We start from the raw sequence: 14,707 nt of genomic DNA, 5'->3' as shown, positions 1-14,707 counted from the left end.
CGGAGTGCCGCAGTTGCGAAAATTGCGTTGGGAAAATGATTCCGGCGCAGTGGATTTTATGCCGCAGCTTGTCAGAAAGCGGAGAAATGTTCCATTTCTTCCTTCATGTTTTCCGTGTTTACAGGGAGAATGTCGTCTTTCTGATGATGGGAAGCTGGGTAGGCGGGGGATTGACCAGCTCCTTGAGCTGCGTGAGGTAGGAGATTAATGCCTGGCGTACGGATTTCCCGGCAGCGGTACCTTCTCCCTGCTGGGGAAAGTTGAAATTATTGCACAGGTAGTCGCCCATGGCGAGTCGCCCATGGCGACGGTGTATACCACTCCGTCCCTCAATGTGCTGGTGATGCTTGGGTTAATGCCGTCCATGATTTGGTAGGAGAAGCCGGAACTGTAAACTTCCAGCATGCCGCCTTCCTTTTCCATGGGAGCCATGAATTTGGTCAGGATCAGTTGTTCGATGTCCGCCTTGGTCATTTTGCAGGTGACGACCGTTTCCCGGAACGGCTCCATTTCATAGACGTCCTTGATAGTTACGGGACCTTTGGAAAGATGAGTTTTGGCCCGGACTCCGCCGCGGTTGTAAATGGCGATGTCTGCGTTTGCCGCTTTCTGGATGGCCTTGCAGAAATAGCGGCCTATGGTAACGTGCGTAATTTCTTCCTTGGCAATAGCAATTTGCTGGTTGAAAAAGGGGTTGGAGGTGAACTGCCTGACAATCGCTTCAACTTCCGGATCGTCAGGAAGGGTCTCCAGAGATACGGCTTCCGTGGATTTGGAGAGGACGGCCGGCTTTTCATCCGTGGAGAAGATGATCTTGGTGACTCCTGCGTGGCTCAGCCTGTGCCCCGTGTGGCTGAGCAGGGAGCCGGTCCTGAGATGGCCCTTGGGCAGCATGACATGGGTATGGCCGCCCAGAATGACGTCGATGTTCGGAGAATATTTCATCATTCTCAGATCGTGATCATACCCCATATGGCTAAGGATAATATTGATTGTATTGTGATGGAGGCGGAATCTGTCCATGATGCCTTTGTAGTCCATTTCAGTCGGCAGTTTCCATGTAATGCCGTCCATTTTCAGGATATCCGTAGTCTGCATGTCCACCAGTCCGATAACGCCTACGGAAATGGGAGTCCCCTTGATGGGAATGGCGGCATAGGGAAGGAAACAGTTTTCCAGAACCGGAGAAGGAGAAAGATTGGTGACGACGAATTTTGTTCCCGGCATTCCCTTGATGTGGTCGCGGAGGGCCGTTTGTCCATAGTCCATGTCGTGGTTGCCGATGGTCGCCGCGTCATATCCCAGCTTGTTCATCAGGATGGTGATGGGCAGGCCGGGTTTTTCCCAGTCGTCCACGAAGGGATTGCCCATGAAATAGTCTCCTGAATCCATCAGCAGCACATGAGGGAATTTGGAACGGTATTTTTTCACCAGGGTGGCCAGTTTCGGGAATTTATCCAGATTGCCGTGAATGTCGCTGGTGGAGATGATGATCAGCGTATGTTTGGGGTCCGGTTCAATTTTCTGTGCCAGGGAAAGCGGACACAGGCAGAACAGTCCGGCAAGGAGAATGCGGGAAGAGATCATGGATGAACGGAAATACAAAGAAAGGTAATGAAATGTATGGCTAACGAGCGAAGATTTCATATTTGCCGTCGCCCACGGAGACTACTTCCAGACGAACTTTTCCAATGCCGCGGCCTTTCAAATTGATGCGGTGCGCGGCTGCCGGGGTCAGGTCGATCAGACGGTTGCTGTGAAATGGTCCGCGGTTGTTGACCCTCACAATGACGGATTTTCCGGTTTTCAGGCACGTAACCTTTACTTTGCATGGCATCGGGAGTGTCTTGTGGGCCGCCGTCAGTGAAGTTCGGGGATTGATATGCTCTCCGGAGGACGTCCTGAGGCGCCGTTTTGTTCCGCCGTACCAGGAGGCATACCCCGTTTCCTTGTAGTCCAGGGCTTCCTGCACGCTCATGGGAACATATCTCTTTCCGCCGGCTTTGTAGGGGGCATTTTTTACATGCGCCTCCGTTGCCTGCACGGACGAAGCCGTATTCCGGACATGCGGGCTTTTTCCTGTTGTAGAACAGGCGGGCAGCAGGCAGGGCAACAGAAGGAGGATGGGCCATTTCACGTTTTTTATCCTTAACACATATTTATAATCCTGTATAACAAAAAAAGAACGAGGAATTGGAATTTAGTGGTTTTCCGGGTCGGACGGAAATCTTTCCCCGGCCATGGTTTACCAGTTGAGCAGGGGATGGAAATGGAGTACATTGCACGCATGAACCCTCCCAAGGTAATTGGCCTGGTTGCTCTGGCGGAGAAACCAGGCCTGGTGGAAGCGTTGCGCATCATGCGCCGTGAACTTTCCCGTCACGGACTGGACTCCTGCGTTATTGAGACGCCGGAAGACCTGGAACAGATGATCCCCCGGTGCGGCATGCTGGTGACATTTGGAGGGGATGGGACCATGCTCACCGTATCTTCTCTGGCGGCCATGCACCATGTGCCCCTGGCCGGCGTGAATCTGGGCAGGCTGGGCTTCATGACTACCTGTTCCGTGCAGGAGCTTCCGTTGCTGGCGTATGCCCTTCAGGAGGGTTCCTACCAGACAGATGAGCGCGCCATGCTGGAAGTGACAAGAATCAGGGTGGACGGCGTTCCGGAATCCATACGCAAGCTGGCCCTGAATGAGGTTTCTCTAATCCGCGCGCAGACGGGAAAAATGGTGGACCTGGATGCGGAAATAGACGGGGAATTGTTGAACCGCTATCATGCGGACGGCGTGCTGGTTTCCACCCCTACCGGTTCCACCGCGTATTCCCTTTCCGCCGGCGGTCCGCTGGTATGGCCCATGTCCCGCGTGGTGTGCGTTACGCCCATTTGCCCGCACAGTCTCACCAACCGGTCCGTGGTTCTGCCGGATACCATGACCATCCGCCTGAGGCCGAGGGAACGCCGCGGACGCTTTGACTCCATGGTGTATTCCCTGGACGGACGTTCCGCCTATCCCATGGAAGTGGGAGAAAGCCTGCTTATCCGCAAGGCCCCGGAAAGCCTGGTCCTGGTGCATCTCCGGGAACAGAACTTCGGCGCCCTCCTGCGCGCCAAGTTGCGCTGGCAGGGTGCGGAAATTCCTTCCGATGAGGACTGATGCAACAAAAGCGGCCAGAGATGCCCCGGCGATGTTCGTCCGTTGCCGGAAGATATCCTTTCCGTGAAAACCGGAGCCGGAAAAAGAGAATTTAAATAGACAGTGGGAACCTCCCTTCTTCTGCGTGCGTTTTTCGTGTTCAAGAACTAAAAACGATTTTTTTAGGATGCGGGCTTGACGAAAAGGCACATCCTATAATACTCTTCCTGCCCTGCCACCAAGGGGGTGGTAGATCTTAATCGCATAAACGCGTAAGAAATAGTCATATATGAAGACCCACGTGAAAAAAGGTGATGAAGTAGAAATCATCGCCGGACGTAACCACAAGGGCAAGCGCGGCACCGTTCTCGCCGTAAATGCTGCTAAAGGTACTGTCATCGTAGAAGGCGCCCGCACACTGAAAAAAGCCGTGCGCCCGACCGAACAGAATCCGGAAGGCGGCATTCAGGAGATCAACGGCCCGATTCACATCTCCAACGTGAAGAAAGTAGGCTAGGCTTTTTGCCTGACCCTGCGCTTAAGCCATAAAATCATTATCAAGAGCTGACCCGCTAAAACAATGAGTACACCAACACTGCAAACATACTACCGTGAAAAGGTCGTTCCCGGCCTTCAAGCGAAGCATGCATACAAGAACGTGCATCAGATTCCCCGTCTGGAGAAGATTGTTGTCACCTCCTGCATGGGCAAGCACCCGGACCGCAAGCAGGCCGTGGAAGATGCTGTCAACGAAATCGCAAAAATTACCGGACAGAAGCCGTCCATCACTTATGCCCGCAAGAGCGTGGCCAACTTCAAGGTGCGCGAAGGCGAACCTCTGGGAGCCCGCGTAACGCTGCGCGGTGCCCGCATGTGGGAATTCCTGGACCGCTTCATCAATATCACCGCCCCCAATATCCGCGACTTCCGCGGCCTTCCCTACAAGTCCTTTGACGGCAACGGGAACTATGCCATTGGTATTTCCGACCAGTCCATCTTCCCTGAAATCGAGCTTGACCAGATCAAGCGCCAGATTGGTTTCGATATCATTTTCGTGACGTCCGCTCCCACGGACGATGAAGGTCGCGACCTGCTCCGTGCCTTGGGCGTGCCCATGCGCGAAGCGAAGAAGGCTGAAGAAACTCAAACCGCTAACGCTTAACTATTTCTTATTATGGCCGTATTAAGTGACCCTATTTCCGACTTCCTCACCCGTTTGAAGAATGCCAGCCTGGCCGGCAATGAGGAATTTACCGCACCCTGCTCCGGCATCAAGGTGGAAATCGCCCGTATTCTTCAGGAAGAAGGCTACATCTGGAGCTACGAAGTGATCGGTGAAGGTGTGAAGAAGCAAATCAAGGTAAAGACCAAGTTTACCCCCCAGGGCAAGCCGGTTGTCACCGACGTGAAGCGCAGCTCCAAGCCGGGGCGCCGCCAGTACGTTTCTTCCCAGGACATTCCCCGCGTCCTCAGTGGGCTTGGCATTGCCATCGTCTCCACCTCCCGTGGTGTGATGACTGGTGCGCAGGCGCGCAAGCAGAGCATCGGCGGCGAACTTCTCGCCCTTGTCTGGTAACCTTAACATTTCCTAAATCATATGTCCCGAGTTGGTAAAAAATCCATCACATTGCCGGACAAGGTAACGGTAAAGGTTAACGGCTCCTCCGTACAGGTGGAAGGCCCCAAAGGCAAGCTTTCCTGGACGCTCCCGGAAGGCATCACCGCTACCGTTGAAGGCAATCAGCTGTCCGTTGACCGCGCTGGCGAAAGCCGTCAGCTCCGCGCTCTGCACGGCACGAACCGTTCTCTTCTGAACAACATGGTCATTGGCGTTTCCGAAGGTTTCGTCAAGAACCTTGAAATCGTCGGCGTCGGTTTCCGCGCCGCCGTCAAGGGCAACATCCTGGACCTGAACCTGGGCAAGTCCCATCCGATTAACCAGGTGATTCCCGAAGGCCTCAAGGTGACCGTGACCGAAAACACGAAAGTGACGGTTGAAGGCATCGACAAGCAGGTCGTGGGCCAGTTTGCCGCTGAAGTCCGTGCGTACTATCCCCCGGAACCCTACAAGGGCAAGGGTGTGCGCTTCGCCGGTGAAGTTATCCGCCGCAAGGAAGGCAAGAGCGTCGGTAAGTAATTCAGGTAATAACTATTGCAACATATTTATACACGATGAGTACTATCAATCGCAAAGCCGTCCGCGCCAAGGTGCACCGCCGCATCCGCAGAAAGCTCTCCGGTACGGCTTCCCGCCCCCGGCTGGCTGTCTACTTCTCCAACCGTCACGTCTATGCCCAGATCATCGACGACACGGCAGGCAAGACAATCTGCTCCGCGTCCACGGCCGATGCCTCCATCGCCGACCCTTCCAAGCTCGCCAACTGCGCTTCCGCCGTCAAGGTGGGCAACCTGATCGGCGAACGTGCGAAGGCCGCCAACGTCACCGAAGTCGTCTTCGACCGCGGTGGGTTCAAGTTCTGCGGCAAAGTGAAGGCCCTGGCCGACGCCGCCCGTGAAACTGGTTTGAAATTCTAATTGAAAGATTCCCTAAATGAATAACGAAACGGAAAACACTGCTCCTGCTACGGAAGCTCCCGCTCCCGCCCAAGCGCAGCAAACCGCACCTGCCGGTCGTGACTTCCGCGGCCCCCGCGGTCCCCGTCGTGACGGTCAGAATGGCCGCGGTCCGCGCCGTGACGGACGCCGTGGTCCCCAGACTGAAGCTCCTGTTGAAGAAGGTCCCCAGTTGGCTGAAAAGGTTGTGTTCATCAACCGTTGCGCCAAAGTCGTCAAGGGCGGCCGTCGCTTCTCCTTCTCCGCCCTCGTCGTGAGCGGCGATATGGAAGGCCGCGTAGGATTCGGCTTCGGCAAGGCTAACGAAGTGGCCGACGCCATCCGCAAGGCTACGGAGTCCGCCAAGCGTCAGCTTCGTCCCGTGTCCATCGTCAACGGCACGATTCCGCACGAAGTTTACTCCGAATTCGGCGGCGGCAAGGTGCTCCTGAAACCAGCCTCCCCCGGTACCGGTCTGATCGCAGGCAACACCATCCGTGCCGTGCTGGAAGCAGCCGGCGTGCGCGACATCGTTGCCAAGTCTCTGGGTTCCTCCAACCACGCCAACGTGGTGAAGGCCACCCTGCAGGCTCTCGCTTCCCTGCGTACGAGCGACCAGGTGCTTGCCGACCGCGGCAAAAAGAAGGAAAAGGCTATCTAATTTGACAAGGAGGCGGCTGCCCGTGCCGCCGCCTCCACGACAACCCAACCATTGTAAATAACATGTTACAGCTTCATTCTATCCAGCCCAATCCGGGCGCCAAGCACCGCAAGAAGCGCCTTGGCAACGGGGAAAGCTCCGGTCTTGGCAAGACTTGCGGCAAAGGTAATAAGGGCCAGAAGGCCCGTTCCGGCGGCACCATCCGCCCGGGATTTGAAGGTGGCCAGATGCCCCTTCACCGCCGTCTGCCCAAGAAGGGGTTCAACAACACCCGCTTCCAGGACAAAATCCTTATCGTCAACCTCTCCCAGCTCGAACGCGTGTTTGAGGCCGGCGCTACGGTTGATGAAAACTCCCTGCGCGCCGCCAAGCTTGTCCAGGGCCCCTGTGACGCCGTGAAACTTCTCGGCAACGGGACTCTGACCAAGAGCTTGAACGTGGTCGTGGACTTCGTGAGCGCCAGCGCCCGCGAAAAGGTCGCCCAGGCCGGTGGCTCCGTCACTGTGCTTAGCGAAGCCTAATCACATTTGGCGAACCGGGTCATGCAGCTTGACCCGGTTCGCATCATTGTGTTTACTGTTGCGGCTCCCATGGATGCCCCGGGTACAAGCCGCCGCGACAGGAACTCCAAGCTGCCCGACAACTTTTATAAAACAGGACCATGATATCCGCATTTGCAAACTCCATGAAAGTACCGGAGCTCAGGCACCGGATTTTGTTCACATTGGCGATGATCGTCGTTGTCCGCCTCGGGGTGCAGATACCCCTGCCGGGTATTGACGTCATGGAGCTGCAAAAGGTGATTGAGGCCTCCGCCAATGCCAGCGGTCCTGGAGCGGGGCTGGCTACGGTCCTGACCATCTTTTCCGGCGGCGGCTTGCAGCAGTGCGGCATTTTTGCCCTCGGCATCATGCCTTACATTTCCGCTTCCATCATGACCCAGCTCCTTTCCGCCGTGGTTCCCCAGTGGGCCAAGATGGTGCGGGAGGAAGGCGGCCGCCAGAAAATGACCAAGTGGACGCGCGCCATTGCCATTGTCATTGCCATTGTGCAGGGCTGGTTCCTGGTAGGCACTCTGGAACATCCGGAGCGCTTGAAATCCCTCGGCCTCAACATTCCCGCAGACTGCCAACTTGTCATCAACCCCGGCATGCAGTTTGCGCTGATGACCGTGCTCATCATGGTGGCCGGCACCATGTTTCTGATGTGGATCGGTGATCAGATCACGGAACGGGGGGTAGGCAACGGCGTTTCCCTCATTATCTCCGTCAACATCATTCACGCCCTTCCCGGTGCGGTCACTCTGGCGTGGAAAACCCTCGTGTACAAGGATGGAGCGGTTGTTCCCATGGGCGCCATGCTACTTGTGGCCCTGATAGCCTTCCTCATCATTGTCGTGGCCCTTGTCGTCACGGTGACGCAGGCCCAGCGGCGAATACCCGTGCAGTACGCCAAGCGGGTCATGGGCAACAAGATGTTCAGCGGAGCCACGCAGTACCTGCCGCTCAAGCTCAACTATTCCGGCGTGATGCCCGTCATTTTTGCCACGGCCATTTTGTCCCTGCCGCAGGTGCTCTTTTCCCAGATCGCCCATTACAACACCACGCTGCAGTGGATTGCGACCAAGATGAGCGACTGGATGAACCCTGCTTCCTCCGGTTATTACATTATTTCCGGTCTCATGATCTTCTTCTTCTCCTACTTCTGGGTGGCTACGATGTTCCAGCCCTCCCAGATTGCGGAAGACCTGAAACGCAACGGCGGCTATATCCCCGGCATTCGTCCCGGCCCCCCCACCGCCCTTTTCCTGGACCAGACCATGCAGAGGCTGACCTTTGCCGGTTCCGCCTTCCTGACCCTCATTTACTTCCTGCCGTCCCTGCTGAACATCGGCGGTAGCATTCCCTACCTGGTTACCCAGTTTTTCGGCGGCACCAGCCTTCTGATTCTCGTCGGCGTGCTGCTTGACATGATGCGCCAGGTGGAAACCACGCTTCTTTCCCGCAACTACGACGGCTTCTTGAAGAAAGGCAAGCTTAAGGGCAAGTACGGCCATGTGCAGGGCACCGGCTCTGCCGCAGGCAGCCGCACGGTCGCTGTGATGTGGGTTATCATCGCCGTGCTTGTGTTGGCTGGCGCCGTAGCATATAATGCCATGCAGTGAAGCAGAGCTTTACAACCTTTCTGAAAGTGACAGATATGAAGGATCTCAAGCATTTTATTCTGGTTGGGGCTCCCGCATCCGGGAAAGGAACCCAGGGGCGGTTCCTGACCGATGCTTTCAATCTGAATTCCCTGAGCACGGGTTCCATGCTGCGCCGGGAGATTGAATCCTGCACGGAGCTGGGCCGCAAGGCGCTCAGCTATATGGACAAGGCTATGCTGGTGCCGGACGAGATCGTCAACGATATGGTGCGCGGTTGGCTTTCCGAGGTGGACAACGATGCATGGCTGCTGGACGGTTATCCCCGTACTGTTGCCCAGGCGGAAGCTCTGGACCATTTCCTGACCCAGCGCGGAACCGCCGTGGACGTGGTTGTCTGGATGGACGTAGCCAGGGAGCTCATCGAACAGCGCATTTTGCGTCGTCGGGAATGCTCCACCTGCGGCTACGTAGTGCAGACTCCCGATGAAGTGTGCACGAGATGCGGCGGGAAGATGGTCTCCCGCAAGGATGACAACCTGGAAGCCTTCGCCCGCCGCTGGAAAGACTTTGAGGCCATGACCCTTCCAGTGGCCAAATATTACGAAGCGCGCGGCATGGTGGTCAAGATGACCGTGACTGAGGAACGGGAACCTGCCGAGGTTTCCCGGGATCTGGCCTGCAAGCTGGAGGAGTACCGACAATAGAAAACCGAATCTCATGGCAGAACGAATCCACATCAAGTCTCCCGGTGAAATCGCCAAAATGCAGAAAGCCGGTGCCGTTACGGCGGAAATCTTGATGGAGATCGGGGCGGAGGTCCACGCGGGCCGCACGACGCGGGAAATAGACGACATTGCTCGCGAAATTTTCAAAAAATACAAGGTAGGCAACGCCTTCTACCAGTACCGCGGTTTTCCCGGCCAGCTCTGCATTTCCGTGAATGAGGAGGTCGTGCACGGCAGCGGCGGCCCCCGCCGTATTGAAAATGGTGACATTGTGAGCCTGGACGTGGGTGCCATTGTGGACGGCTGGTATGGGGACAATGCCATGACTGTGCCTGTGGGCATGGTGGCTCCTGAAACGCTCCGCCTTCTGGCTGCCACGGAGGAATCCCTGTTCCGCGCCATTGACTTGGTGAGGCCCGGGGCTCTGCTGGCAGACGTGTGCGGCGCGGTGGAAGCCTTTGTGCGCCCCCGCGGCTTTACGGTGGTGAGAGACTTTGTCGGACACGGCATAGGCCGTCATCTGCATGAGGAGCCCCAGATTCCGAATTACCGCCCCCATTACAAGTTGCCGCGCCTGAAAAAAGGCATGGCTCTGGCGATTGAACCCATGGTGAACGCCGGCAGGCCTTCCGTCAAAATCCTGGATGATGGCTGGACGGTGGTCACGGCGGATGGCAAGCCTTCCGCCCACTTTGAGCATACTGTCATCGTGACGGACGGCGCACCCCTCATTGTGACGGAGCGCCCCCGGATCGCGCTTCCCGAACAGCTCGGGATTGCCCCCCTCTAAAAAATCCTGCCGGAAAGGGAATCATGACGCCCGCCGCTCCCATTCCCGATTCCGTGATTTTTGAAAAAACGGCTACTCATCGCATGGTCTGGGTGGATGTGGCGCGGGTCGTTGCCTGCCTCCTGATCATTGCCAATCACATGGCTTTTTATTCGGCGGAACTCTACCGCTGGGTCTGGGCGGAGTTTCTGGCGGCGCGCACCCCTTTCTTCCTGCTGGTTGCCGGATATTTTGTCGGGCGCGGTTCGTTCGGTTCTCTGGATGGGCGCTTTTTCCTGTGGAAACGCAGCTGGTTTCTGCTGCGCCCCTACCTGATCTGGGGATTGACGGCGGTCGTCCTGATCGGCTGGTCCCCGTTGCATGAATATTATGAATCCTACGTCCCCCTGTACGGGTGGCTGCGCGGGGAGCCGGGGAGCGGTTTCTGGCCCGCCTTGGCGGCATTTGCTCGCTGCATGGGCATTGCGGGACATCCTGTGGACGCTCCCATGTGGTTTCTACGGGACATCATCATTTATACCGCTATTGCCCCTCTCCTGCACCGGCTGGGGAGCTATTTGCTCTGGATGGGGCTGCTCATGCTTTCCCTGAACTATTTTGCGCTGGATTTGGCGGACCATGACTATCCGATTGCCAACAGCCTCGGCTTTTTCCTGTTGGGGATGTTTATTTCCCGTTATCCCCTGCCGGATTTGACGGCCGCCGTGCGCCGCCATGCCGTAGCTTTCCTTCTCTGCACGCTGGTGCTTACCTGGTGGCTGGTAGGCCACAGGGACCAGCACAATTCCATGCTCATTGCGCTGGGTATGCTGGGCCTGATGTCCCTGGCCATTCTGTTTACGGAGTGGTTCCCGCGCTCCGCCAAATGGATGGCGGGGCTTGCGCCGGCCTGCTTCTTCATCTTCGGAACGCATTACATTGTTATTATCCTGTTGCGGGAAAGCGGTTGGATCACGCTGAAGGGAACCTCCTGGGACGTTTTCTGGCTTTGCTTGGTGCCTGTCATTTTCAGCGTGCTGGCGGGGCTGTTTTTCTGCATGAAGCGGTTTGTTCCACGCCTAGTTCCCTTATTGGGGGCATACAGGATATTGATTGATAAATAGTAATTTTAGTTATTTGTAGGCATCTATGTTAGTGATTTCAACCAGTTTTTTCGGTGAGTCCTGTCCGTATCATTTGCTGTTGACTATAAATTTTAAATCCGTTTTACTGAACGAATGAGATTATTTTGCCAACAGGACGGCAATATAAAAGCGTTATGGAACGTTTTTTTACGGTATTTGCTTGTTGGCGGAATTGGATTTTTTATTGATTTTGGAATTCTTGTTATATGCTTTAGAATTTTCGGATTATATTACTTGGTATCTTCGGCTTTTGGTTTTGTGGCTGGGTTAGTGGTTGTGTATATTGCAAGTAATACATGGGTATTTGAGCGACGGAAAATAGGCTCAAAACCTGCTATCGAATTTATTATTTTTGCTTTCATAGGCATCGTGGGACTCCTGTTAACGCAATTGTTGATGTGGTTGTTTGTAGGTCAATGTCTTATTTCTGTGGAAATATCCAAGTGCCTGACTACCTCCGTTGTGCTAATATGGAATTTTGGAGTTAGGAAATACATTTTATATTGATAATTTTAATGAAAACAGTTTTGATTATCGGAGGTGGTCCTGCCGGGTTAACGGCTGCTTATGAGCTTGGAAAAACAGGAAAATTTCATGTAGTTGTCTTGGAAAAGGAGAAGCAGCTTGGAGGAATTTCCCGAACACTGATGTATCAGGGTAACCGCATTGACATCGGAGGGCATCGGTTCTTTTCCAAATCAAGGGTAGTAATGGACTGGTGGAAAAACATGCTCCCTCTGCAAGGAGCTCCATCTTGTGATGATATTGCTCTCAAACGGCGGGTTGCCTTGACGGGGGACAGAGAAACCCCTGATCCGGAAAAGGAAGAAGAGGTTATGCTGGTTAGGTCCAGATTGTCCCGGATTTATTTTTTGAGAAAATTTTTCGCTTATCCGATTTCCCTAAGTGTAGAGACAATAAGGAACCTGGGTATGATGCGCGTGTTTAAGATGGGGTGTTCCTATCTTTATTCTGTTTTTCATAAACGGGAGGAAAAAACGTTGGAAGATTTTTTCGTAAACCGTTTTGGAGAGGAACTTTATAAAACGTTTTTCAGAGATTATACAGCCAAGGTTTGGGGGGTGCCCTGCAGGGAAATAGGCGCTGACTGGGGTTCTCAGCGTGTCAAGGGAGTATCTGTGGCCAAAGTCCTGGGCCATGCGTGTCAGAAACTGTTTTTTTGGAAAAAGCTGAAAGGAACAAAAACGGAAACGTCATTGATTGAGGAGTTTTGGTATCCAAAATTGGGACCGGGACAGTTGTGGGAAAAAGTGGGCCGCGAAGCCTCCCAATTAGGCGTGTCTATACAATTACACCAGGAAGTTGCCAAAATTCTGTTAAAAGGAGATCGTGTTGCAGGGGTGGAAGTTTTGTCTTTGGATGCTCAAACCTACAGAACAATTTACGCTGATTACGTTATTTCCACCATGCCGGTAAAAGAGCTTATTGCAAAAATGGATATTCCAGTTCCCGAACCTGTGCAGCATGTTGCTGCGGGATTGGTTTACAGGGATTTTATGACTGCAGGGCTATTGCTTCATAAACTGAAGATCAAGAGTAAATATATGAATACCAGTGTGGGTGAAGATGGTGTGGTTTTCGATAACTGGATTTATATTCAAGAACCTGATGTCAAGGTGGGGAGACTTCAGATTTTTAACAATTGGAGTCCTTATTTGGTTCATAACAGGAATTTTGTTTGGATTGGTTTGGAATATTTTGTTAATGAAGGAGACGATTTGTGGAAGATGGAAGATAAAGATTTCTGTCAATTTGCGATTGAGGAATTGGAAAAGATAGGCGTTATCGATCAGAAAGATGTTATTGATCAAACTGTATTCCGCATTAACAAAGCTTACCCGGCCTATTTTGGAACTTATCCTCAGTTTCAAAAAATCAGGGAATACTTGGATGGTTTTTCCAATTTGTATTTAATAGGCCGCAATGGCATGCATCGCTACAACAATATGGATCATTCCATGTTGTCTGCTATGGAAGCGGTCAAAAATATTATTTCTGGCCGTATGGATAAATCCAATATATGGAATGTCAATACGGAAAAGGAATACCATGAATCCAAATAAACCGAGAGCCAGCGCGGCAATATTTGAAGTCCTGAAGGGGAAAGTAATCTTTTGCCTGCGGTATTGGCCGTTTTATGTCATTGTGGTGACCTTGTTGGTTTTTGTGGCATGCTATTCTCCGTCACAACGAATGGTAGACAACTATTCGCAGTTATCGGATCAACATTCTCCTGTTCTGGCTCTCAAGTCATATCCGTTGATCGCCTTGTGCTCTCTATTGCCGTGGTTTCAGGCGACAGCAGTAAAACTTGTGTTCCTGCTTTTTTATCATCTATGGATTTTATTAGTGGGCGTGGGATGTTTATTTCTGGTTAGAGCTCTGGACTCCTCATCCACTCGTTACCGTTGGATTGTGTTTATACTGCCCATGACAATGCTTAATTCTTATACTGCATTTACTGTCATTCGGACGGATTTGGCTCTGTATGCCAATCTATTATTTTTGCTGGGGCTATCCACCTATTTGATAAGCAAACGTATTAAATCAGTGTGGATATTTATTGGGAGTATTTTATTGATACTGAATGCATTGTCATATCGAAGCAATGCCTTGGTATTATTGCCGTTTTTGGTTTGTTACATGACTCCTTTACTGCCAAAGTTTGTTAAAATGGGGCGTTGGAGACAGATCTTTTTATCCGTCTTGCTGATAATTGTCGTTTTTCTGATTCAGAGTGTTTTGCCTGTGGACAGGGAGTATCCTATTCGCGTTTTGATGAAAAGCGATATTTTGTGTACGCAGCTTCTTGCTAAAGAAAATACTGAGGATCAATCTAAAGAGGAAAGAGTATTGTTCCCTCTTTATTGGTATGGATGGAATAATGACGGGAAAACAAAGGAGGAGCAATTTTCTGATTTATGTAGCCAGTGGAAAGAAACGATCAATAATCATCCTCGAGAATTTGTGGCGACAAGAAGTATTAATTATCTGCAATTTTTATTCATAGGGATGCTGCCTGAAAGTATATGCAATATAATCAGGAAGCACTATCCTGACGTTAAATTGCCCGAACCCCATATGTTCATTTATCATAAGTTGTACGGCAATATGCTTGTTCATGAGCATTATTCCGATAAAATCTTTAACTGGAAATATTTTAACTGGGTACCGGTTTCAAGAGTAGTTTTTATCATCAATGTTTTCTCGGTGCTGACAGCGTCATTTTTTATATTAGTTATGCGGCACCCTCCGAGAGAAATAGAATTGCGATTTGTGAAGTCGACTTCTTTAATGGCCGTGGCTTACCTTCTTTCCTTCTTGGTGGCTACACCCTCGCCCGATATACGGTTCCATTTGACCAGTGTAATGTTTGGAATTTTCAACATGGCAATTTTAATCATTTTTGGATTCAACTCCCATCGTCGCCACAAGCATGTCTAAAAGCTGGTTGTGAGCCGCGCTTATCTCTTGCCGTCAAATGGCAAATCCCTTATTCTTCAGCTTGCTGGAAGGGCCGGCGTGACATTGTTGTCACGCTGCCGTTC

Annotated in this window: 16 protein-coding genes; 14 read left to right on the top strand and 2 right to left on the bottom strand. The window is 52.5% G+C overall.

Going from position 1 to position 14,707, the window contains the following annotated elements; all coding sequences use genetic code 11:
* Positions 1-204: 204 nt before the first annotated feature.
* Together V3C20_RS04375 and V3C20_RS04370 are read right to left on the bottom strand one after the other, a co-directional pair.
* The gene (locus V3C20_RS04375; protein WP_330935423.1) at positions 205-1,587 is read right to left on the bottom strand and encodes a bifunctional UDP-sugar hydrolase/5'-nucleotidase; all 1,383 of its coding nucleotides are present in this window, start codon (positions 1,585-1,587) and stop codon (positions 205-207) included.
* Between the two features lie 40 nt (positions 1,588-1,627).
* Positions 1,628-2,137 (bottom strand): septal ring lytic transglycosylase RlpA family protein, encoded by a 510-nt coding sequence (locus tag V3C20_RS04370; protein ID WP_202975676.1) that lies wholly within the window; start codon positions 2,135-2,137, stop codon positions 1,628-1,630.
* A 150-nt stretch (positions 2,138-2,287) separates the two neighbouring features.
* Here V3C20_RS04370 and V3C20_RS04365 point away from each other — a divergent pair, with 150 nt between their 5' ends.
* From V3C20_RS04365 to V3C20_RS04300, 14 genes are all read left to right on the top strand, one after another.
* A complete protein-coding gene (locus V3C20_RS04365) occupies positions 2,288-3,160 on the top strand; it encodes an NAD(+)/NADH kinase (RefSeq protein ID WP_161981389.1) in 873 nt (290 codons plus the stop codon).
* Between the two features lie 268 nt (positions 3,161-3,428).
* The gene (gene rplX / locus V3C20_RS04360) at positions 3,429-3,656 is read left to right on the top strand and encodes a 50S ribosomal protein L24 (protein WP_130084396.1); all 228 of its coding nucleotides are present in this window, start codon (positions 3,429-3,431) and stop codon (positions 3,654-3,656) included.
* A 63-nt stretch (positions 3,657-3,719) separates the two neighbouring features.
* Entirely contained in the window at positions 3,720-4,301 is a 582-nt protein-coding gene (rplE, locus tag V3C20_RS04355; protein ID WP_130084395.1) for a 50S ribosomal protein L5, read from the top strand.
* A gap of 12 nt (positions 4,302-4,313) precedes the next feature.
* Positions 4,314-4,715 carry a 30S ribosomal protein S8 gene (rpsH, locus tag V3C20_RS04350; RefSeq protein WP_067572228.1) on the top strand — a complete coding sequence of 134 codons (402 nt, stop codon included), beginning with the start codon at positions 4,314-4,316 and terminating at the stop codon, positions 4,713-4,715.
* Positions 4,716-4,736: 21 nt separating this feature from the next.
* On the top strand, positions 4,737-5,276 hold the full coding sequence (rplF, locus tag V3C20_RS04345) for a 50S ribosomal protein L6 (RefSeq protein ID WP_067572230.1): 540 nt from the start codon (positions 4,737-4,739) through the stop codon (positions 5,274-5,276).
* Between the two features lie 35 nt (positions 5,277-5,311).
* On the top strand, positions 5,312-5,674 hold the full coding sequence (rplR, locus tag V3C20_RS04340) for a 50S ribosomal protein L18 (RefSeq protein WP_130084394.1): 363 nt from the start codon (positions 5,312-5,314) through the stop codon (positions 5,672-5,674).
* Between the two features lie 16 nt (positions 5,675-5,690).
* Positions 5,691-6,353 (top strand): 30S ribosomal protein S5, encoded by a 663-nt coding sequence (gene rpsE, locus V3C20_RS04335; RefSeq protein WP_205068522.1) that lies wholly within the window; start codon positions 5,691-5,693, stop codon positions 6,351-6,353.
* A 62-nt stretch (positions 6,354-6,415) separates the two neighbouring features.
* Entirely contained in the window at positions 6,416-6,874 is a 459-nt protein-coding gene (gene rplO / locus V3C20_RS04330) for a 50S ribosomal protein L15 (RefSeq protein ID WP_130084393.1), read from the top strand.
* 140 nt (positions 6,875-7,014) lie between these two features.
* Complete coding sequence (gene secY, locus V3C20_RS04325; protein WP_130084392.1) at positions 7,015-8,517, top strand: preprotein translocase subunit SecY; 1,503 nt, start codon at positions 7,015-7,017, stop codon at positions 8,515-8,517.
* Positions 8,518-8,552: 35 nt separating this feature from the next.
* Positions 8,553-9,203 (top strand): nucleoside monophosphate kinase, encoded by a 651-nt coding sequence (locus V3C20_RS04320; RefSeq protein WP_130084391.1) that lies wholly within the window; start codon positions 8,553-8,555, stop codon positions 9,201-9,203.
* 13 nt (positions 9,204-9,216) lie between these two features.
* A complete protein-coding gene (map, locus tag V3C20_RS04315) occupies positions 9,217-10,014 on the top strand; it encodes a type I methionyl aminopeptidase (RefSeq protein ID WP_130084390.1) in 798 nt (265 codons plus the stop codon).
* Positions 10,015-10,037: 23 nt separating this feature from the next.
* A complete protein-coding gene (locus tag V3C20_RS04310; protein ID WP_130084389.1) occupies positions 10,038-11,117 on the top strand; it encodes an acyltransferase in 1,080 nt (359 codons plus the stop codon).
* Positions 11,118-11,653: 536 nt separating this feature from the next.
* Complete coding sequence (locus V3C20_RS04305; RefSeq protein ID WP_130084387.1) at positions 11,654-13,222, top strand: NAD(P)/FAD-dependent oxidoreductase; 1,569 nt, start codon at positions 11,654-11,656, stop codon at positions 13,220-13,222.
* Positions 13,209-14,603, top strand: coding sequence for a hypothetical protein (locus tag V3C20_RS04300; RefSeq protein ID WP_130084386.1), 1,395 nt, complete (start codon positions 13,209-13,211; stop codon positions 14,601-14,603). The genes V3C20_RS04305 and V3C20_RS04300 overlap by 14 nt, the downstream gene beginning before the upstream one ends.
* Positions 14,604-14,707 lie beyond the last annotated feature (104 nt).

The organism is Akkermansia sp. RCC_12PD (assembly GCF_036417355.1).
Taxonomy (GTDB): Bacteria; Verrucomicrobiota; Verrucomicrobiia; order Verrucomicrobiales; family Akkermansiaceae; genus Akkermansia.
Note: the sequence above shows the minus strand (reverse complement) of the source record. Positions and strands in the feature narration are given on the sequence as shown.

Coding starts and splice junctions, on each gene's coding strand:
- V3C20_RS04375 (WP_330935423.1), bottom strand. CDS start 1,587: ATGATCTCTTCCCGCATTCTCCTTGCCGGACTGTTCTGCCTGTGTCCG.
- V3C20_RS04365 (WP_161981389.1), top strand. CDS start 2,288: ATGAACCCTCCCAAGGTAATTGGCCTGGTTGCTCTGGCGGAGAAACCA.
- rplX (WP_130084396.1), top strand. CDS start 3,429: ATGAAGACCCACGTGAAAAAAGGTGATGAAGTAGAAATCATCGCCGGA.
- rplE (WP_130084395.1), top strand. CDS start 3,720: ATGAGTACACCAACACTGCAAACATACTACCGTGAAAAGGTCGTTCCC.
- rpsH (WP_067572228.1), top strand. CDS start 4,314: ATGGCCGTATTAAGTGACCCTATTTCCGACTTCCTCACCCGTTTGAAG.
- rplF (WP_067572230.1), top strand. CDS start 4,737: ATGTCCCGAGTTGGTAAAAAATCCATCACATTGCCGGACAAGGTAACG.
- rplR (WP_130084394.1), top strand. CDS start 5,312: ATGAGTACTATCAATCGCAAAGCCGTCCGCGCCAAGGTGCACCGCCGC.
- rpsE (WP_205068522.1), top strand. CDS start 5,691: ATGAATAACGAAACGGAAAACACTGCTCCTGCTACGGAAGCTCCCGCT.
- rplO (WP_130084393.1), top strand. CDS start 6,416: ATGTTACAGCTTCATTCTATCCAGCCCAATCCGGGCGCCAAGCACCGC.
- secY (WP_130084392.1), top strand. CDS start 7,015: ATGATATCCGCATTTGCAAACTCCATGAAAGTACCGGAGCTCAGGCAC.
- V3C20_RS04320 (WP_130084391.1), top strand. CDS start 8,553: ATGAAGGATCTCAAGCATTTTATTCTGGTTGGGGCTCCCGCATCCGGG.
- map (WP_130084390.1), top strand. CDS start 9,217: ATGGCAGAACGAATCCACATCAAGTCTCCCGGTGAAATCGCCAAAATG.
- V3C20_RS04310 (WP_130084389.1), top strand. CDS start 10,038: ATGACGCCCGCCGCTCCCATTCCCGATTCCGTGATTTTTGAAAAAACG.
- V3C20_RS04305 (WP_130084387.1), top strand. CDS start 11,654: ATGAAAACAGTTTTGATTATCGGAGGTGGTCCTGCCGGGTTAACGGCT.
- V3C20_RS04300 (WP_130084386.1), top strand. CDS start 13,209: ATGAATCCAAATAAACCGAGAGCCAGCGCGGCAATATTTGAAGTCCTG.